Source organism: Shewanella sp. 10N.286.51.B7, from assembly GCF_002873615.1.
Classification (GTDB): Bacteria; Pseudomonadota; Gammaproteobacteria; order Enterobacterales; family Shewanellaceae; genus Shewanella; species Shewanella electrodiphila.
In genome coordinates, this window is sequence record NZ_MCUF01000045.1 from 16,873 (window position 1) to 36,342 (window position 19,470).

19 protein-coding genes are annotated in these 19,470 nt (G+C 39.6%); 5 read left to right on the forward strand and 14 right to left on the reverse strand.

Going from position 1 to position 19,470, the window contains the following annotated elements; translation table 11 throughout:
* Positions 1-86: 86 nt before the first annotated feature.
* Positions 87-941 carry a bifunctional methylenetetrahydrofolate dehydrogenase/methenyltetrahydrofolate cyclohydrolase FolD gene (gene folD / locus BCU84_RS13335; protein WP_102528573.1) on the forward strand — a complete coding sequence of 285 codons (855 nt, stop codon included), beginning with the start codon at positions 87-89 and terminating at the stop codon, positions 939-941.
* 118 nt (positions 942-1,059) lie between these two features.
* On the opposite strand, the gene cysS is transcribed toward folD, so the two are convergent.
* A complete protein-coding gene (gene cysS, locus BCU84_RS13340; protein WP_102528574.1) occupies positions 1,060-2,442 on the reverse strand; it encodes a cysteine--tRNA ligase in 1,383 nt (460 codons plus the stop codon).
* Between the two features lie 142 nt (positions 2,443-2,584).
* On the opposite strand from cysS, the gene BCU84_RS13345 reads away from it, so the two are divergent.
* Together BCU84_RS13345 and BCU84_RS13350 are read left to right on the forward strand one after the other, a co-directional pair.
* Positions 2,585-3,079, forward strand: a complete 495-nt coding sequence (locus tag BCU84_RS13345) for a peptidylprolyl isomerase (RefSeq protein ID WP_102528575.1) — start codon at positions 2,585-2,587, stop codon at positions 3,077-3,079.
* 6 nt (positions 3,080-3,085) lie between these two features.
* Entirely contained in the window at positions 3,086-3,817 is a 732-nt protein-coding gene (locus tag BCU84_RS13350; RefSeq protein WP_102528576.1) for a UDP-2,3-diacylglucosamine diphosphatase, read from the forward strand.
* A gap of 92 nt (positions 3,818-3,909) precedes the next feature.
* Here BCU84_RS13350 and miaE read toward each other — a convergent pair whose 3' ends face one another.
* Positions 3,910-4,662, reverse strand: coding sequence for a tRNA isopentenyl-2-thiomethyl-A-37 hydroxylase MiaE (gene miaE / locus BCU84_RS13355; RefSeq protein ID WP_102528577.1), 753 nt, complete (start codon positions 4,660-4,662; stop codon positions 3,910-3,912).
* 333 nt (positions 4,663-4,995) lie between these two features.
* Between miaE and BCU84_RS13360 the strand changes: the two genes are divergently transcribed.
* Together BCU84_RS13360 and BCU84_RS13365 are read left to right on the forward strand one after the other, a co-directional pair.
* Positions 4,996-5,592: a Yip1 family protein gene (locus BCU84_RS13360; RefSeq protein ID WP_102528578.1), complete on the forward strand. Its 597-nt coding sequence runs from the start codon at positions 4,996-4,998 to the stop codon at positions 5,590-5,592.
* Positions 5,593-5,695: 103 nt separating this feature from the next.
* A complete protein-coding gene (locus tag BCU84_RS13365) occupies positions 5,696-6,748 on the forward strand; it encodes a glucosaminidase domain-containing protein (protein ID WP_102528579.1) in 1,053 nt (350 codons plus the stop codon).
* Between the two features lie 123 nt (positions 6,749-6,871).
* Here BCU84_RS13365 and glnS read toward each other — a convergent pair whose 3' ends face one another.
* From glnS to BCU84_RS13425, 12 genes are all read right to left on the reverse strand, one after another.
* The gene (glnS, locus tag BCU84_RS13370) at positions 6,872-8,542 is read right to left on the reverse strand and encodes a glutamine--tRNA ligase (RefSeq protein WP_102528580.1); all 1,671 of its coding nucleotides are present in this window, start codon (positions 8,540-8,542) and stop codon (positions 6,872-6,874) included.
* Positions 8,543-8,698: 156 nt separating this feature from the next.
* The gene (gene feoB / locus BCU84_RS13375) at positions 8,699-10,993 is read right to left on the reverse strand and encodes a Fe(2+) transporter permease subunit FeoB (protein ID WP_102528581.1); all 2,295 of its coding nucleotides are present in this window, start codon (positions 10,991-10,993) and stop codon (positions 8,699-8,701) included.
* A complete protein-coding gene (locus BCU84_RS13380) occupies positions 10,986-11,225 on the reverse strand; it encodes a FeoA family protein (RefSeq protein WP_102528582.1) in 240 nt (79 codons plus the stop codon). Before BCU84_RS13380 ends, feoB begins: the two co-directional genes overlap by 8 nt.
* Before the next feature lie 225 nt (positions 11,226-11,450).
* The gene (locus tag BCU84_RS13385; RefSeq protein WP_102528583.1) at positions 11,451-11,987 is read right to left on the reverse strand and encodes a GNAT family protein; all 537 of its coding nucleotides are present in this window, start codon (positions 11,985-11,987) and stop codon (positions 11,451-11,453) included.
* Positions 11,988-12,062: 75 nt separating this feature from the next.
* On the reverse strand, positions 12,063-12,341 hold the full coding sequence (locus tag BCU84_RS13390) for a peptidylprolyl isomerase (RefSeq protein WP_102528584.1): 279 nt from the start codon (positions 12,339-12,341) through the stop codon (positions 12,063-12,065).
* Between the two features lie 97 nt (positions 12,342-12,438).
* Positions 12,439-14,280 (reverse strand): DUF885 domain-containing protein, encoded by a 1,842-nt coding sequence (locus tag BCU84_RS13395; protein WP_102528585.1) that lies wholly within the window; start codon positions 14,278-14,280, stop codon positions 12,439-12,441.
* Positions 14,281-14,487: 207 nt separating this feature from the next.
* A complete protein-coding gene (locus BCU84_RS13400; RefSeq protein WP_102528586.1) occupies positions 14,488-15,738 on the reverse strand; it encodes a tetratricopeptide repeat protein in 1,251 nt (416 codons plus the stop codon).
* Positions 15,738-16,358: an energy transducer TonB gene (locus BCU84_RS13405; RefSeq protein ID WP_102528587.1), complete on the reverse strand. Its 621-nt coding sequence runs from the start codon at positions 16,356-16,358 to the stop codon at positions 15,738-15,740. Before BCU84_RS13405 ends, BCU84_RS13400 begins: the two co-directional genes overlap by 1 nt.
* Position 16,359: 1 nt before the next feature.
* Positions 16,360-16,764, reverse strand: coding sequence for a biopolymer transporter ExbD (locus BCU84_RS13410; protein WP_102528588.1), 405 nt, complete (start codon positions 16,762-16,764; stop codon positions 16,360-16,362).
* A gap of 14 nt (positions 16,765-16,778) precedes the next feature.
* Positions 16,779-17,306, reverse strand: coding sequence for a MotA/TolQ/ExbB proton channel family protein (locus tag BCU84_RS13415; protein WP_102528589.1), 528 nt, complete (start codon positions 17,304-17,306; stop codon positions 16,779-16,781).
* Positions 17,306-18,661 carry a MotA/TolQ/ExbB proton channel family protein gene (locus BCU84_RS13420; RefSeq protein WP_102528590.1) on the reverse strand — a complete coding sequence of 452 codons (1,356 nt, stop codon included), beginning with the start codon at positions 18,659-18,661 and terminating at the stop codon, positions 17,306-17,308. Before BCU84_RS13420 ends, BCU84_RS13415 begins: the two co-directional genes overlap by 1 nt.
* Positions 18,661-19,443 (reverse strand): DUF3450 domain-containing protein, encoded by a 783-nt coding sequence (locus BCU84_RS13425; RefSeq protein WP_102528591.1) that lies wholly within the window; start codon positions 19,441-19,443, stop codon positions 18,661-18,663. Before BCU84_RS13425 ends, BCU84_RS13420 begins: the two co-directional genes overlap by 1 nt.
* Positions 19,444-19,470 lie beyond the last annotated feature (27 nt).

Below are 19,470 nucleotides of genomic sequence, written 5' to 3' on the forward strand. Positions count from 1 at the left end.
ATTCATGACATGCCTATGCCTGACTGGTAGAATACGCCACGTTAAATTTTACCTCAATCGCGCCATATAAAGGAAACTATACACACATGACAGCCCAAAACATTGATGGCAAAGCGATAGCTCAATCTATAAGAACCACATTAAAAGAAAAAGTATTGACGCGCAAAGCAGCTGGAAAACGTGTTCCTGGTCTTGCTGTAATTTTAGTTGGCGCTGATGCGGCATCACAGGTTTATGTTGGCAGTAAACGCCGCGCCTGTGAAGAAGTTGGGTTTGAGTCATACTCTTATGACCTTGAAACCACCACAACAGAAGCAGAACTGCTTGCACTGATTGATCAATGTAATGACGATCCAAAAATCGATGGCATATTAGTACAGTTGCCATTACCTGATCATATTGAAGACTCGAAAGTTATTGAGCGTATCAGACCTGATAAAGACGTTGATGGTTTCCACCCATACAATGTAGGGCGCTTAGCTCAACGTATTCCAGTACTTCGCTCATGTACGCCAAAAGGCATTATCACCTTAATCAAGTCGACAGGAATTGACACCTACGGTTTAGATGCAACCATTGTAGGCGCTTCAAATATTGTCGGTCGTCCAATGACACTAGAGTTATTACTTGCAGGGTGTACAACCACAACATGTCATCGCTTTACTCAGAACCTTGAACAAAAAGTACGTCAGGCCGATTTACTGGTTGTTGCAGTGGGTAAACCTGGGTTTATCCCTGGTGATTGGATTAAGCCTGGCGCTATTGTTATCGATGTTGGTATTAACCGACTTGAAAACGGCAAACTTGTTGGTGATGTAGAGTTTGATATAGCAGCTGAAAAAGCCGCATTTATAACGCCAGTCCCGGGTGGTGTAGGCCCGATGACGATTGCAAGCTTACTTGAAAATACCTTGTATGCCGCTGAGCAATATCACGACTAATCAATTTACTGTGCTCATCTGAATTAACTGATTATTCGTTTATTCGTTTATTCGCCCCCACAAAAAAGCCTGCTCAATGAGCAGGCTTTGTTATTTAAGACTTAACTTTCAGTTTGGATTACGACTTTTTACGCCAAGTCGTGCCTTCTTCACCATCTTCTAAAACAACATTTAATGCGTTTAGTCTATCGCGCGCCGCATCTGCTGCAGGCCAGTCTTTTTCTGTACGAGCACGATTACGCTCAACAATAAGCGCTTCAATCTCTGCAACTTCGTCATCACTTCCTTCACCTTGGAAGAAAGTATCAACGTCACGATTGATTAAGCCTAATACATCAGTCAAGGATTTTAGGCTCACACCTAACGCACTTGCTTGAGTCATATCGACTAATTTCAAACGATTAATTTCGCGTACCATTTCAAAAATAACTGAATAGGCTTCAGGCGTATTAAAATCGTCATCCATAGCGGTGTTAAATTTGGCAATAAATTCTTGTGCAGGCGCTGCGGCAACAGTTAAATCTAACCCTTTAAGCGAAGTATAAATGCGCTCAAGTGCAGACTTTGCCTGCTTCAAGTTATCTTCAGAGTAATTTAACTGGCTACGGTAATGACCAGACAGTAAGAAATAACGAACCGTTTCAGGGTCGTAATGCGCTAATACATCACGAATAGTAAAGAAATTGCCTAATGACTTAGACATTTTTTCTTTATCAACCATGACCATACCTGTATGCATCCAGTAGTTCACATATTGTGAACCATGGGCACAGCAGGATTGAGCGATTTCATTTTCATGATGGGGGAACTGTAAATCACTACCGCCGCCATGAATATCAAAATGCTCGCCTAAATGCTTACTGTTCATTGCTGAACATTCGATGTGCCAGCCCGGACGACCTGGTCCCCATGGCGATTCCCATGTTGGCTCACCTGGTTTAGACATTTTCCATAATACAAAATCCATAGGATCGCGCTTAGTATCTTCTACTTCTACACGCGCACCAGCTTGAAGTTGCTCAAGGTTTTGCCCTGATAGGCGTCCGTATTGCGCATAAGAAGAGACACTGAATAACACATCGCCATTATCAGAGACATAAGCATGCTCTTTGGCAATTAATGTTTCAACCATTTCGATAATTTCATCGATATGTAATGTCGCGCGAGGTTCGAAATCTGGGCGCATCATGTTTAATGAATCGAAATCATTATGCATTTCGCCAATCAAACGCTCTGTTAACGTATCGCAACTTTCTTTGTTTTCAGCAGCACGTTTAATGATTTTGTCATCAACGTCAGTAATATTACGAAGGTAATTCACGTCATAACCACGGTAACGTAAGTAACGAACAATCATATCGAAAGAAACAAAAGTACGACCATGACCAATGTGACATAAATCGTATATGGTGATCCCACATACATACATGTCAATTTTGCCTGGATTAATCGGCTTAAATTCTTGCTTTTCACGACTCATACTATTGTAAATTTTCAACATCGATGGTTCTCTTTTACTCGTTTTAATACCAATATAATTGGAACAAAGTCTATCATGAGCAACACTGTTTTGAACACTGCACTTTAAGCCTCAAGTTAGATAAGTTAGAATCGCGCAACAATTTTTATCTAGGTATTTAAATATGATCACTTTGCACACAAACATGGGCGACATCAAAATTGCTCTAAATGCTGAAAAAGCGCCTCTTACTGTTGAAAATTTCATCAAGTACGTTAAAGACGGTTTTTACGACGGTACCGTTTTTCACCGTGTGATTGATGGTTTTATGGTTCAAGGTGGTGGTTTCACTGAAGATATGGTTCAGAAAACACCTAACGCTGCTGTAAAGAATGAAGCGAATAACGGCCTATCAAACAAAGTTGGCACCTTAGCTATGGCGCGTACTTCAGATCCGCATTCGGCGACGGCGCAGTTCTTCATTAACGTCAGCGACAATACTTTCTTAGATCACAAAGCAGAAACTGGCCAAGGTTGGGGTTACTGTGTATTTGCTGAAGTAGTTGAAGGCATGGACATCGTAGAAAAAATTAAAGCTGTAAGCACGGGTAACCGTGGTATGCATCAAGATGTACCACTGGAAGCAGTAGTCATCAACAGTGCGTCTATTGCTGAATAATCAATAGTGCATACTGTATTTATGGGCGATTTGCACTTAAGTGCAGATCGTCCTGATATCTCACAAGCCTTTATCGATTACCTCGATTCAGATTTATCTGACGTTGAGGCGATGTATATCATTGGTGATTTGTTTGAAGTTTGGACCAGTGATGACATTGCTGAACCATTTACTGACGTCATAGCGGCGCACATCAAACAAGTGTCTGAAAACATGCCAGTGTTTTTTATTCATGGTAATCGTGATTTCATGATAGGCAAAGAATTTGCTGCTAAATCTGGCATGCAATTGCTACCAGAGATTAAAATACTCGATTTATATGGCATCAAAACGGTTGTGCTGCATGGTGATAGCTTATGTACTCTTGATAAGTCTTATCAGCGTTTTCGCCGCTTTAGAAATTCGGCCATTGTGAAATGGATATATTGCCACTTACCTAAGTCAACTAGACAAAAAATTGCAGCTGATATCAGGCACAAAAGTCAAAATGGCAATAAAGATAAAAGCTATGTGATTATGGATGTTGAGCAAACAGCGGTTGATGCATTACTCAGTGACACTGATTGCCAAAGAATGATCCACGGCCACACTCATCGCCCAGCCATTCATGAGTTAAACAATAATAAACAACGTATCGTTGTCGGTGATTGGTACGATCAAGGCAGCATTTTAATTGTAAAAAAAGACAGTGCTGAATTACAGCAACTGCCCTTCTCTGCTAAAAAAAATCAGCTCTAGTTGCTGATAACTTTTATTCAGCCAACCAATAATCGCACTAAATCATCCTATGGTTAGCAATCACGCTCTGATTAAACGGATTGTCTTGAGGTTTAAACTGGTAAGCCACTATGAAACTTAAAGTCTTCGTCGGGCAATAAAATCAAATCTGCTTCTACAGTGGCAAAAAAAGCGACCCTTTCACTGATATCTTTGCCTGAAATAGACTCTGCAAGTGATAAGTAGTCTTGGTAATGCCGCGCTTCAGAGCGAAGTAAAGAGATATAAAACTTTTCTAAATCAGCATCAAGGTGTGGAGCAAGTTTTGCAAAACGCTCACACGATCGAGCTTCAATAAACGCTCCAATAATTAACTTATCGACTAATGCATCAGGTTCAAACGTTTTAACGTGCTTCATCATGCCTTTAGCATAGCGACCCGCTTCAAGAAGTTCATAAGGGACATTCTTTTTTTCCATCAGCTCCATGACTTGATAGAAATGATGTAATTCTTCTTTAATCAGCAGCACCATTTTATCAACGAGATCTTGTCCATAAGGACAGTTTTCTCTCACAATAACTTGCTTGGTAATATTACTTTTACCTTTTAAAGAGCTTAGATCGCCAATACGTTTGTAAGCAAACTCTTCATAAGGTTTAACCCACTCAGTTAATCTATTAGCACTTTCTTTATCTACAGCGTATTTCCGAATAAGGAACATCGCACTTTGCGCCGCTTTAAGCTCACAAAGTAAATGGTCGCGTAATATAACCGATAGATTATCAGAATGGCTCGCTTTTTTAATCCAACTATCTGGTGTCTCACACTTTAAAAAACGATAAATGGGCGCCAATAATTGCTGCATGTACTTAAACTTTTGTTAGGGTTTGAACGTATTTTACCTTCGTTGAGGATATTTCTACAGATAAAACACGATTAACCCTTGACGAATCGATGCTTATGTTCAATAAATAGTCTATACATCTTCGTAACAATAGTTGCTAAAGTTGTATTTCGATTGCCTTTAATGGATAAACTTCTATAGGGATGAAGTTATTACTGTGATTAAATCGCTCAAAAAGCAGAGCATTTAAGACAGTATGTGTTGGACTGATTAAGGCGGTTGATATATGGGGCTATGATCAGTTCGTCTGAAGTTTGGCGAGCTATGTATGAATGCTAAACAAGGATAATAACAATGATACTAAATCACTTAATGGGGCTATACACTCATCCGAAGGAAGAGTGGAAAACAATTGAACGCAACCATGAGGCTGTCAAAAGCAGTCTCAGTCACATCTTACTTATCGCATTAATTCCTGCAGTATGCAGCTTTATCGCAACAGCTTATATTGGATGGCACCCTGCAAATGGTGAACCATTATTTTTAACCCCACAAAGTGCGATGTTTATGTCTGTGGGTATGTATTTCGGGTTGATTGGCGGTGTTTTAGCGCTAGCTTATTTATCTTATTGGATGGCTAAGACCTTCGACGCCTCTCCAACATTCACTCAAGCCTTAGAATTAGCAGCTTACACAGCGACACCATTATTCATGGTCGGTATTTCAGTTTTATATCCAGTGTTATGGTTTATCATGCTGGTTGGACTGGCTGGTTTAGCCTACTCAGTATATTTACTCTATGCAGGCGTACCTATCATCATGAATATTCCCGAAGAAAAAGGCTTTATTTATGCCAGCTCTGTAGTGACTGCAGGACTCGTGTTATTAGTCGGCTTAATGGGAAGTAGCGTTATTTTATGGAGCTTAGGCTTTGGACCTATGATGCAATAAGTATTTATATACTATAATTAAAGGCGCTTTCGGCGCCTTTTTTATTGCGTAAATGACTTAGCGTTTTTCGCGCAGTTTGAAATAATTATGTTTAGGATAAAATATGACCAAAAACACCTACCAAAAAATACTCTTTGTTGTATTACTCCTAGCCAGTCTTTTTGCCATTAATTACTGGGTAAAATCTCCTCCGCCGTCACCAATTGACCAAGAGAAAAATTCATATATTGCAGAGTCACCTAGCAAACCTGCTAATACCGAACCTTCAAATACCTTACCTTCAAATACCAAGCTTGCTAATGCAAAACCTAAACCTGTAATAAACAAGAGTAGCCAACCACCTGCTAAAGACATTAGTTTGAACTCTTTAGATGAACTAATCGAATTGTTTAACTCACTTAATTACAACACAGAAAGCTGGGCCGCTGGAGTTAGAGAGGTCCCTCGCTTAACGTTTGAAAGTGTCAGCGAGAAATGGCAACAAACATCTAATGAAATACCGGTACAACTAAAAAAAATGGTGTTTTTTAGGTTAATGGCGCCACTTATTCTTATCAGCAATGAGAACATAACAATAGAAAGAGAAACAGTTAAAGAGGCTTCCTTAAATGATGAGCAACTGATCACTATTGCTCGTAAATACCGAGTCATTAATGATCACCTTGAAGCAATAACCGAAGAACAACGCCAGCAGCTATTAAAACGTGTTGATATCATGCCACCTTCTCTAGTATTGGCTCAGGCGGCAGAAGAAAGCGGCTGGGCAACCTCGAGGTTTACTCTTGAAGGTAATGCTTTCTTTGGCCAATGGGACTTCAGTGGCAATGGCATGATCCCAAAACAACAACGAAAAGAGTTAGGTAATTATGGCTTAGCTCGTTTTGACACGCCTCAAGCTTCTGTTGAAGGCTATATGCTCAATATCAATACTAATGCTGCCTATTTGAAATTACGTGAGCTACGAAGAGATTTAAGAGCAAATAATAAGCCAATTACAGGTTTAGAGTTAGCCAATACATTGGATAAATACTCGGAACGAGGCCAGGCATATATTGATGGAATTCAACAAATGATTCGATTCAATAAACTTGAACAAGTAGATGAAGCTTATCTCAGCGAAAGTGCTCCGCTACATTTGATAACAGCTAATCAATAACTTATTTTCAATTCGCTTTTGAGCTTTTAAATGCTGATAAAAAAATGCCAGAGTATTCACTCTGGCATTTTTAATTTTAAATCCCGTTTTAAGCAACGAGGCATTAACTGCTATATTGACTGATTATGCGAAAGAATCACGCAATGGCACAGTCAAATTGAACACTAAATGCTCTTTACTAGAATCTTTATTGTCCGCACAGAAGTAGCCTTCACGCTCAAACTGATAAGCTTTTTCAGCTTCAGCATTCACTAGGCCTGCTTCTGCAACTCCCTGTAAGACAACCAATGATTCACTATTGATAACTTCATCAATAGTATCGAATGCCGCTGGGGTTGCATCAGTAAATAAACGATTATAAATGCGGAACTCAGCAGGTTTAGCAGTACTTGCTTCGACCCAATGAATCACACCTTTTACTTTACGACCGTCACTTGGGTTCTTACCCAAGGTTTCATTATCGTAAGTACAATAAACCGTTGTGACATTACCTTCGTCATCTTGTTCAAAGCGCTCAGCTTTAATCACATAAGCATTACGTAAACGAACTTCTTTGCCTAATACTAGGCGTTTGAAATGCTTATTTGCTGATTCACGAAAATCTTCCGCATCGATAAATAGCTCTTTACCAAAAGCTAATTCGCGCGTACCCATTTCTGGTTTATTAGGGTGCATTGGTGCATTGATCGTTTCAGGCGTTGCTGAAGGGTAATTCTCAATAACCACTTTAATTGGTCTCAATACAGCCATTGCTCTCGGTGCATGTTCGTTTAATTCTTCACGAATACAAGCATCTAGAACACCACCTTCAATCAAGTTTTCTTGCTTGGTCACACCAATGCGTTGACAGAATTCTCGAATCGATGCAGGTGTATAACCTCTACGACGTAACCCTGCAATAGTAGGCATGCGAGGGTCATCCCAGCCGTTAACTAAATTATTAGTCACTAGGTCGTTCAATTTACGTTTCGACATCAAAGTGTATTCAAGATTCAATCTTGAAAACTCATATTGACGAGTACGGTTAGGCTGATTGAAATCATCCAAATGATCTAATACCCAATCGTACAAACGACGGTTATCTTGAAACTCTAAGGTACATAATGAATGCGTAATATTTTCAATGGCATCAGAAATACAATGAGTAAAGTCGTACATCGGGTAAATACACCACTTATCACCGGTTTGGTGATGATGTGCAAAACGAATACGATAAATTACAGGGTCGCGCATACACATGAACGGCGAAGCCATGTCAATTTTAGCTCTTAGTGCACATTCACCTTCTTTGAATTCTCCTAAACGCATTTTCTCAAATAACGCTAAGTTTTCTTCAACAGAAGTGTCGCGATAAGGACTGTTCTTACCAGGCTCTTTTAATGTGCCACGGTACTCACGCGTTTCTTCTGCATTTAAGAAACAGACATAAGCCAGACCTTTAGTGATTAACTCCACCGCATACTGGTGTAGTTGATCAAAATAATTAGACGAATAACGAATTTCACCAGACCAATCGAAACCTAACCAACGAACGTCATCCTGAATTGAATGAACATAATCGATATCTTCTTTTTCAGGATTGGTATCATCAAAGCGCAAGTTACACTGACCTTGATAATCTTGTGCAATACCAAAATTCAAACAAATAGACTTCGCATGACCAATATGTAAAAAACCATTTGGCTCTGGCGGGAAACGGGTTTGCACACTAGTGTGCTTGCCACTTTTTAAGTCTTCATCAATTATATTACGTATGAAGTTACTTGGACGTACTTCGTTGTCCACTTGACTCATGGAGTTCCTCTTAGTGCACGATGGTAAAATTTTCAGAACTTCGATGATCCTACAGTTTTAAGCGAGTTACAATGCCTGTTTGATAAAAATAATAGTCTAAAAACAAAAAACCAGCATTTATCAAAATGCTGGTTTTAATTTGAACATTAAAAAGGCTTATTCAGTGATAACTCTTACACCTGGAATAATCTGTTGGTTCTTTTTACCTTGTTTCTTAAGCCAGAAATAATAGCCCACTAAAGCAATAGTAAAGAACGAAATCCAGCTGACCGATTGCACTGGGTGTTTGGCAATATTAGCACCTTGATACACCACGGTAGCACTGCCGTAAGCTAAAGCAAATGTCCATAAAGCCGCGAATCGAGCCCACTTGTTACCGAACTCATTCACTAATGCACCCATTGCAGCAACACAAGGCGTATATAGCAATACGAATAATAGGTAAGAAAATGCAGCCACCTTAGTGGTAAAGCCAGCTTGAAGTGCGCTAAACGTTGAGCGATCCACGCCCTGCTCCTCAGCAGCTTCCTCAATACTTTCAACATTACCCACATCTAATGACAATGGATCCTCAGGTGCAATACCAAATAGGTTCTCAGGAATTGTACCTAATGCTTCAGAGAAGCTTTCAGACAGGCTTGCAAGCTCTTCATCACCATCAGATGGATCTGAATAAAGACTGTTTAATGTGCCCACAACGGCTTCTTTCGCAAAAATACCTGTAATAATACCTACTGTTGCTGGCCAGTTATCTTGCTCAACACCCATTGGCGAGAATAACGGAGTGACTTTTTGGCTTAATACACTTAGTACAGATTCTTTACTGTCTTCATGACCAAAGCTACCATCAGTACCAATAGCATTTACAAAGTTAAGCAAGGTCACCACAATCACAATGGTTTTACCTGCACCTAAAATAAAACTTTTTGTACGCTTAGTTGTACGAGAAAACACTGCTTTAAGCTTAGGCATTTCATAGCTAGGCAATTCCATTACAACCGCGCTGCTACTTCCTGGTAATACTGTGCTTCTTAGTAATAAACCTGTACCCACTGCAGCAATAATACCGATGATATAAAGTAAAAAGACTAAGTTTTGTCCTGACTCAGGAAAAAACGCAGCAGCAAACAATGCATAAACCGGTAAACGTGCACCACAAGACATGAATGGCGCCATCATGCCTGTCACGATTCTTTCTCTTTCACTGCCTAAAGTACGGGTAGCCATAATCGCTGGTACTGAACAACCAAAACCAACAATCATTGGAACGAATGCTTTACCCGGAAGACCGATACGACGCATCAAACCGTCGACCACAAAAGCGGCTCTAGACATGTAACCCGACGCTTCTAATACTGACAAGGCTAAAAAAAGCGCTGCGATGACAGGAATAAAAGTCGCTACTGTTTGGATACCCTGGCCAATACCGCCTGCAAGGATTGTTACAAGCCAAACTGGCGAACCAATCGACTCCAGTAGTGCACCGAACTGATCAACAAATACAGCACCTGCGGCGATATCGAAGAAATCAATAAATGCACTACCAACATTGATACTGAACATGAACATCAAGTACATAACAAATAAGAATACTGGCACCCCTAAAACCGGGTGTAATAATACTTTATCTAACTTGTCACTGGCACTTTCGTGCCCCGCAATATCAACTGAACCATCGAAAACTTTTTGAACGAAATCAAAACGAGTTGTAGCTACCAATACTTCAATATCAGTACCTGATTGTTCTGCTATTTGGGTGCACTCTTTGACAACATCTTTAAGGTTAGTGCTATCACATTGACCGCAACCATTACCATTGCCCAACATAGCTAATGCACGACCGCGGCTGAGTTCTTCTGAATGGCGCTGTAAAGTTTTTACGCCTGATTCAATACTTTCATCGTATTGAAGCATAAGCGGTGATTCTGTAATTTCACCATTTAATAATCTTAATACTTGATCTTGCACTTGCTTTACGTCTGCTTCTTTTCGTGAGCAAACAGCAATAACAGGACAACCTAATTCTTTACTCATTAACGCTAAATCAGTGTTGATACCCAATTTTTTGGCAGCGTCGATTTTATTAAGCACCACAACCATAGGAACACCAAGCTCTCTAAGTTGTACGGTTAAGTAAAGGTGTCTTTCAATGTTTGTCGCATCAACTAAATTAATGATGCCATCAACACGTTGCTCAGCGAGATATTGTTGTGCAATTTGCTCATCTAAAGAACAGTCACAACTATTGCCAGCTGGTAGTAAATCATATATTCCCGGTAAATCTGTTAAATGAACATCTGTACTATCTAGGGTGAAATAACCTGTTTTTTTCTCAACAGTCACACCAGACCAGTTCCCCACTTGCTGGTTAGAACCTGTCAAAGCATTAAATAAAGTAGACTTACCTGCATTTGGGTTGCCTACTGTTACGCAATGGAATTCTTTAGTCATTTGTTACTACCACCTCAATAATATCCGCTAAATCACGGCGCATACATAAACGACTGCCTCGTAACTCTAATTCAACGCCTGATCCCATCGGTGCACGGCGGAGCATTTTGAACGCTGTATGAGGTGTAATCCCCATTGATAACAATTTACGCTTTACCGTTTGAGGTAAAGAAAGTTGACCGATTTCAGCAATCTTCGCCGTGTCTCCGGGGTTGAGTTCACTGAGCTTCATTAGACATTCACCTTGCGTTCAAAAATTTTGTTATGGGCTGATTTTATATGAGCCATGTAAGCAATACCTTTACCTAGATCATGTTTTGTAAGTGGAAACGAGAATAGTTTTCAATTGTATTGGTAATTATGTGATAAATATCCATGTTTAAGAAGATATTTTGTGTATTAATTTTGTAAATTTACAGATAAAAGAAGTTCGTGTTGTCTTTCGTGTTATCTAGGCTTATGAACGTATGTCAGATTGAAGCAGGCCAAATACGTGTTCATCAATTTTCACATCACCGATTCTATGGTTTTCTCTAAGCAAACCTTCCTCAATGAAACCACACTTTTTCATGACTTGTGCTGAAGCATTATTCTTTACAGCGCAATAACCAATAAACTTTTCAATATTAAACTGGAAAATTCCCCAATCAATTACCGCTTTGAGACTTTCTGTACCATAACCAAATCCCTGCTTACTCGGTGTGATCAAGTAACCCACTTCAGCCCTATTCATTATTTCACAATCACGAATGAATCCCGTTAATCCAACAAATTCATGAGTATCAACAGTTTCAATAACCAATGTTAGCCATTTACCTGATTGAAAATCCCAAGGTAATAAGCGTTGCTCAAAAGTAGTTTTAATATCTTCTTCTGAAGTAAATTCCCTAATATATTTCAAAACCGATGGGTCTGAATTTATGGCGAAAACATTAGCCCAATCTTCCTTTTTAATTGTTCTGATCAATAGCCTGTCCGTATACAGCTCAACCATTTCACACTCCTTATGCGCTTCATATTTTAAAGACAAAAAAGGCAGCCGAAGCTGCCTTCAACGATTAATGTTGAATTAACCGCGGCTAGTCACCTCAAGCAAGTGATAACCAAATTGAGTTTTTACAGGACCCTGCACTTCATTTAATGGAGCACTAAATACCACTTCATCAAATTCACGAACCATCATTCCAGGACCAAATGAACCCAATTCACCGCCTTGTGCACCTGAAGGACAAGAAGAGTTCGCTTTTGCGATTTCAGCGAAATCAGCACCTGCAACGATTTGTTGCTTCAATTGTTCACACTGCTCTTCTGAACTAACTAAAAGGTGTCTTGCTGTTGCCTGTACCATGGTGAACCCCTACTTTTAAATAATAAAACGTAAAATATTAGGGAGCATCAATTGCTCCCTAAATTTAAATAACAATCGCTAAGCTAACAGTAATTAACTATTTTGCCAATTCAGTTTCAACCCAACGTGCAATCTTTTTCTCCATAACCGCCATTGGTAATGAACCAGTGGTTAATATTTGGTCATGAAAACCTTTCAGATCAAATTTCTCACCCAGTTGCTCTTCAGCATCAGCTCTTAGCTTCAAAATCGTAAGTTGACCGATTTTATAAGATAAGGCTTGGCCTGGAATTGCCATATACCGTTCAACCTCGGCGACAATATCTGACTCCGCCATTGGCGAGTTATCTTTCATGTATTGAATTGCCTGCTCTCGACTCCAACCTTTAGCATGCAGACCAGTATCGACCACTAAGCGCATTGCACGTAACATTTCATCTGACAGCTTACCGAAATATTGGTAAGGGTCATTAAATAGGCCCATTTCGATCCCTAAATACTCCGCATATAAAGCCCAACCTTCTTCAAATGCCGTGTAACCTTGAAAGCGTTGAAATTCAGGTATACCAGTAAGCTCTTGCTTGATGGCAATTTGAAAATGATGACCAGGAGCGGCTTCATGTAAAGAGAGCGTCGTCATGCCCCACTTTGGTTGAGCTTTTAGGTTATAAGTGTTGATGTAAAACACACCAGGGCGAGACCCATCCACAGCTGGAGATTGATAAGAAGCGCCTGCTGCTGATTGTTCTCTAAAGCTTTCAACAGGTTTTACAACATAATCTGCTTTGGGCATAACATTGAAGTATTTTGGTAACTCTTTATTAATGTCATCTTTCAACGACATATAACCATCAATAAGCCCCTGTCTTTCACTGAAGAAATACTCAGGTTCACTCCCTAATGATGCAAAAAACGCAGTTAAATCGCCTTCAAATTTTACTTGTTCTCTCACCACATCCATTTCAGTTAAAATACGTTTTACTTCAGACAAACCAATTTGATGAATCTCATCTACTGACATTTTTGTTGTTGTATGGCTATTGGCTAGAGATTGATACCATTCTTTACCGTTAGGAAGTCCCCACCAACCGTCAGATGCTCTAGCATGAGGCAAATACGTCTCATTAAAGTAGTTTCGTAATTGTGTTAATGCTGGTAATAAATCAGCTTCAATTAACACACTATATTCATCTGTTATGGCTTTCTTTTCAGCTTCGCTAAAATCATCTGGTAGTGCATTAATTGGCGCATAAAATAAGCTTTCACTTGGTGATGAAACTAATTGAGCATCTAATTGAGGAATAATACGTTCAACTAACACTTTAGGCAGCACAACTTTGCTCTTAATACCTTCATCCATTTGAGATTGGGCTAACACAGTCCAATTAATAAAACCTTTTAGACGACCTAACCAATTTTGATAGTCTTCTACTGTTTTGAATGGTTGGGCACTCTCACCGCTGCCTAACTGAATCATACTAATGACAGTGCTATAAAACTGATTCATAGGCATCAAGTATTCAGGATAAGACTCAGCAACTAAATCCATGTGACGATCATAGATAAACATGTCAAAACTCAGCGCTAAGTTTTCAGGTAGTTGCTCGACATCAATAGATTTAGCTTGTTTTAAATAGCGAGAATTAAGCTCATGTCTTTGCTTAAGGTAGGCCGGTGTTAATGAACCACCAAACTGATCGTTGTAATCATTTACCCCTACATATGTGGCATAAATGGGTTCTAAAGCCAATAAATCTTTAAAATAGCTATCAGCCATTTGGTTATATCGCTCTGCTTCTGATTGTGATTGTGTTGCAGATTCAGGTGTTTCTGTAGTCGAAGTATTTTTGTTACTAACATTATTAGTAATATCTTTATCGCTACAAGCTGATAAGGCAACAACAGCTGCTATAGCTACTGCTAGAATATTTTTGTTCATTGGTATTTCCCTATTTGCGGCAACAAGTTTACCGAAATCAATTGTTAATCTAGTTTTAATTTTTATGAGTAATTTATGGAATTTAGCGACTAATAGCCAGTAGAAAACTGTAACAGAGGATAACAAAGAAAACTGATTATTACAGATAACTATAAGACTAACAGGCATAAAAAAAGCCCCATAAAGGGGCTTTTTTATTAACAAATATTATAACGTAATATTGTTAATACGTGCTTTTTCTTTAATATAAGAAATATAGCTATTAGCACTACGCTTCGTCTTGCTGTACTTAGCAGCTCGATTTGCACGTTTGTAAGCAGACTTATACTGCTTCAAACTTAAATGCGCTAATGTTAACTCAAGTTCTGCTTCACCTGGCTCATCTAAGCCAATTGACAGTGCCTTTTCAAACACAGGAATTGCAGATTTTGGCTTTTCAGCTATTGCTAAAATCTTACCTTGTTTAAGGTAAAGATCAGCGTCACCTGACAACTCAGCGGCTTGGCCATAAAGTTTAGCAGCTTTCGTGAAGTCCTTAGCATTATGATAGAAACCGGCTAAAATCTTAATTGTCTTTTCAGACTCTTTGATTAAACCAGATTTCATATGCTTTTCATAAAGCTTAGCAGCATTAATCGGAGCACCGTTTTGCGACATAAGCTGAGCTAGACGAGTAATGTTACCGTCAGACTCAAGAAAACCATTTTTATAAGCTAAATCATAAGTTGCTAATGACTTAGTGTAATCTTCAGTCATCAAATAAAATTGAGCAAGCTGAACCCAAAGACGTTTGTCGTCTTGGAATAAAGGCACCATAACTTCTAGTATCTTTACAGCTTCTTTATACTTCTTCTGGTTGAAGAAAGCAGTCAACTTCATTTGGTAAAGGCCTTTATCAGGCTTTTCAACTAACGAAAGACCTTTATCGGCTACTTCAAGGACTTTATCCCACTGTTTAAGTTCACTGTAGGCAATACCGACACGTCGGAATACTACTGGGTCAACTTTACAAGTGAAATCCATCCACTTGTAGTAGTAAGGAATAGCGTCTTTGAACTTCTTTTCCTGAAGTAACAAATCAGCATACAGACGCAATGTCGCAGCATGATCTGTACCACCAAGAATATCAGCATCAACAGCAGTTTTTAAGTATTTAACTGCTGTCGCCATTTGACCCTTTTCAGCATAAAACGAACCGATCATACGATCGATATACGCTTTATCGAAATCATTTTTAGTATTAACTTCTAATAAGATTTCAATCGCTTGGTCAAGACGGCCTTCTGTATATTCTTCAAAAGCTTTTTGAACTTTTTTACCAGCACTTGCCCCAACTGCTCTAGATTGACGGTCATCAATCGGACACTTTTCAGCGGCTTGAGCTGTAGAAACAGCAAGTAGAGAGCTAGATGATAAAGTCAGTAATAACGCACTAGCTAGTGTAGATATCTTACGCATTAGTTACCTCCTTTATCCAATGAGAAATCAAGCTGTACTGTCATATTAGGAACTTTCATTGCTTTTCCATCAATGATCTTAGGCTTATATTTCCATTTCTTTAGTGCTCTAACTGCTTCGCGGTTAAATAAACGCTTAGGTTCAGCTTTAATAACTTTAACATCTTCGATTCCGCCGAGTTCATTAATAGTAAATGAAAGTTGAACATAACCTTCTTTACCATCACGTGCTGCAGCAATTGGGTATTGAGGATCAATACGTACAATTGGTGTTGCATCACCGTCTCGCGTCATCATGTTGCCAAGTTTAAAACCTGTGCTAGCACCGCCTGCCACAACACCACTCATATTAAATGCCATATTCGTATCAATATCTGATGACGTGTCAGGCGGAGTCGTATCCGGCTTTGGTGGTTGCTCAGGTGGCGCTGGTGGCTTCGGTTTAACCCTTGGCTTGTCCTGAACTTTCGTATCCTGCTTATCCATACTGATCTCAATAATAGGAGAATCAGTTTTGGTATCGGCGCGCTTGGCGCCGCCACCGACCAAGAAGGCCATGAAGACAAACAGGGCGAAAGTAACAGCAGCACCTAAAATGAGTGATACTATTGCTCTCAGCATATTAGTCTTTCCCCGCTGAAATCGAAATTTTATCGATACCCGCTTTCTTAACGTTGTCCATAACCTTAACTACAAGGCCATGCTCGGCTTCTTGGTCTGCTTCGATTAATACAGCCGCTTCAGGTGATTCAGCTAACATACGTTCTACGTTTGCTGTTACACGCTCGATGTCAACCTGACGGTTTTCCATCTTAATTACGCCTGTCTTACTCACACCAATAAAGATGTTTGCAGATTTCTGTTGTGTCGCTGTAGAAGCTTCAGGTTTCTTATAATCAAGACCTGAAGGCTTAATGAACGAAGTCGTCACAATAAAGAAGATAAGCATAATGAACACGATATCTAGCATCGGAGTCATATCTACTTGTGCTTCTTCTTCTACATTTAAATGCTTTTTACGTGCCATTTTAAATACTCTCTCTAGTGGTGTGGCAAGCTATCTTTAAGCTTTTCGAGACTGATTTTCATTTTTGCATCTAATCGAGTGCTAAAAAATACACCAGATAATGCTGCAACCATTCCTGCCATTGTCGGCATGGTTGCCATTGAAATACCAGCCGCCATCATACGAGCGTTACTCGTACCATGAACTGCCATCACATCGAACACTGCAATCATTCCGGTTACGGTACCAAGTAGACCAATCATAGGACAGATGGCTACCAAGGTTTTGATCATCAGCATACGAGCATTCATATCTTGTTTTGCTTGGGACATCCAAGCTTCACGGATACGGTGCGCATACCAAGAGGTTGAATCCTCTCGATTATTCCATAAGTTAATAATACCTTTATGCTCTTTTGGTGCTACCCAATTGACATACCAAAAGCGCTCTAGCATCAATACCCACATTAGGAATAGTACAGCCGCTACCAGCCAGAGGATATCTCCTCCGGTGGCCATGAAGCCCCTGACAGAGTCCCAAACATCCATCAGGATTAGCATCATTAGTCAGCCCTCTTCTCAGCATGCTCTGCAATAATACCAGCGCTTTGCTCTTCAAGAACTTGAACCACTGTTTTACTACGTGCTACTACGATTGCATGCATAAGCATTAATGGTAGTGCAGCAACTAGACCTTGAACAGTTGTCATCAATGCCATTGAAATACCACCAGCCATTAAGCGTGGGTCACCTGTACCGAACAATTGAATTGTTTGGAAGGTTGCAATCATACCCGTTACTGTACCTAGTAGACCCATCATTGGAGCGATAGCTGCTAGTACTTTAATGATTGAGATACGAGCTTCAAGAGCAGGTGTTTCTTTCAAAATTGCTTCGTCAAGTTTCAACTCAAGTGTTTCAACATCAACATCTTTGTTCTCTTGGTAAACCTTAAGAACACGACCTAATGCATTGTTACCTGGATTATTGATATCTTTACGTTGCGCTTTAACTTTAGCACCAACAACATATAGCGTTACTAGACGTTCAATCGAAATTAAAGCACCAAGAACAAGTAAGCCAATAATGATGTAACCAATTGGTCCACCCGCTTCAATACGTTCTTCGATTGTCGCTTTTTGAGTGAATACGCTAAGTAATACGCCACGTGCAGGGTCAACGAATAATTTTTCGTAACCTGAAGTTGCACTAGTGAATGACTTAACACTTGAAACCTGAGCGCCACCCGGTTGTTGTGATAGTTGTTGAATTAAACCAAGGTCTGCGTTGTAAACAACATATTGACCGTCAGCTAATAAGTTATATGCACCAACACGAATAACAGAGGTGTTCTGAACACTACCGTCTAAACCTGTAACGTCTGCATCAAAACTAACAACTTTGCCAGATTCAACCATTTCGAAAAGCTGTGCTTCCCAAAACTGCTCTAGTTCGTTAATTTTAGGTAATTCTTTACGAGCACCTAGTTCTGCAATAAATGCATCACGACCTGGGAACTGTGCAGTAATGTTAGATGAAACTAACTTACCAGCAAAATCACCGGCTTCACCTTTAACAACACCAAACATTTCGCCTAAATCACCAGAAGCAATCTTACGATCTTCTTCTAGTTGGGCAATTTTACGTTCGTTGTCAGTAAAAGCTTGAGCTAAATCTTTACCACGTTGAGTTTCAGCTGCTAAAGCTGATTTTTCACGCTTTAAAAGAGCCGCTTTATCGCCACGCTCATTCAAAAACTCTGCTTCACGCTTTTTGTTTGTTTTACTTGCGTTTGCACGATCTGTTTGTACTTGTTTCAACAATTGTTCAATCGTCTTTGGTGCATCAGCAGCACTAACCATTCCAGACGTTAGCGACAGAGTTGCAGCAACGATTGCTGTAGTAATAAACTTTTTCATTATTGCGCAGCCTCCGCAGCAGGGATTGGTAAGGCGAATAGATCAGGAGCACCTTGACCACGAGCCTGTTTAATTGCTTTGCTTAAGTTACGAAGATAGCTATCTTCTAACTTATCCCAGCTTTTAGAATCTTCGTTATACATCCAAGCCGACTTTTGATCTTGGCTTTGAGCATATAAACTTACTCGACCGAAATTTAAGAAATCAACTAGGATTTCTTTACCGTCAAGTTCTAATTGGCCTGTTTCTGCAATAAGTTTTGAACCGTATTCACGTTCAATATTGTATGCATCAAGGATTAAACGGTACTTTTCAGCTAATGTAACTTCAGCACTGTTTAATGTATCTTTTAAGCGTTGAACACGAGTTTCACGCGCTTCAAGATTGAATGGTAGGTCTAAAGCAATGAATTGCTCTAGTGCATCAACCATTTTAAACATTAAAGGAACAACACCTTGTCTAAGAGCATCAACACCGTCGATATCATCTTGAATTAGTTTCATAGTTGCTTCTTGATCTGCAACTAAGCCTGCAACGTAATCGTTGTATGATTTAAGAGACTCACGTTCATCAGCAACTGAGCCATACTCAAATAGCATGTCTTGTGCTTGATCAAAATATTTGTCTACTTTGTTTTGCGACGCAGCAGCATCTGTATGAATCTTAGTATCTGCTTTTTGTACATCGCTTAGAGGATCTGCAATCACGAAGTTGCTGCTAGCTAATGCAAGCGCGCCAACAAGTGCAGTAGCGATTTTTGTTCTATTGCTTACCTTGGACATAGTTCCCAACCAATTTATAGTGAATTA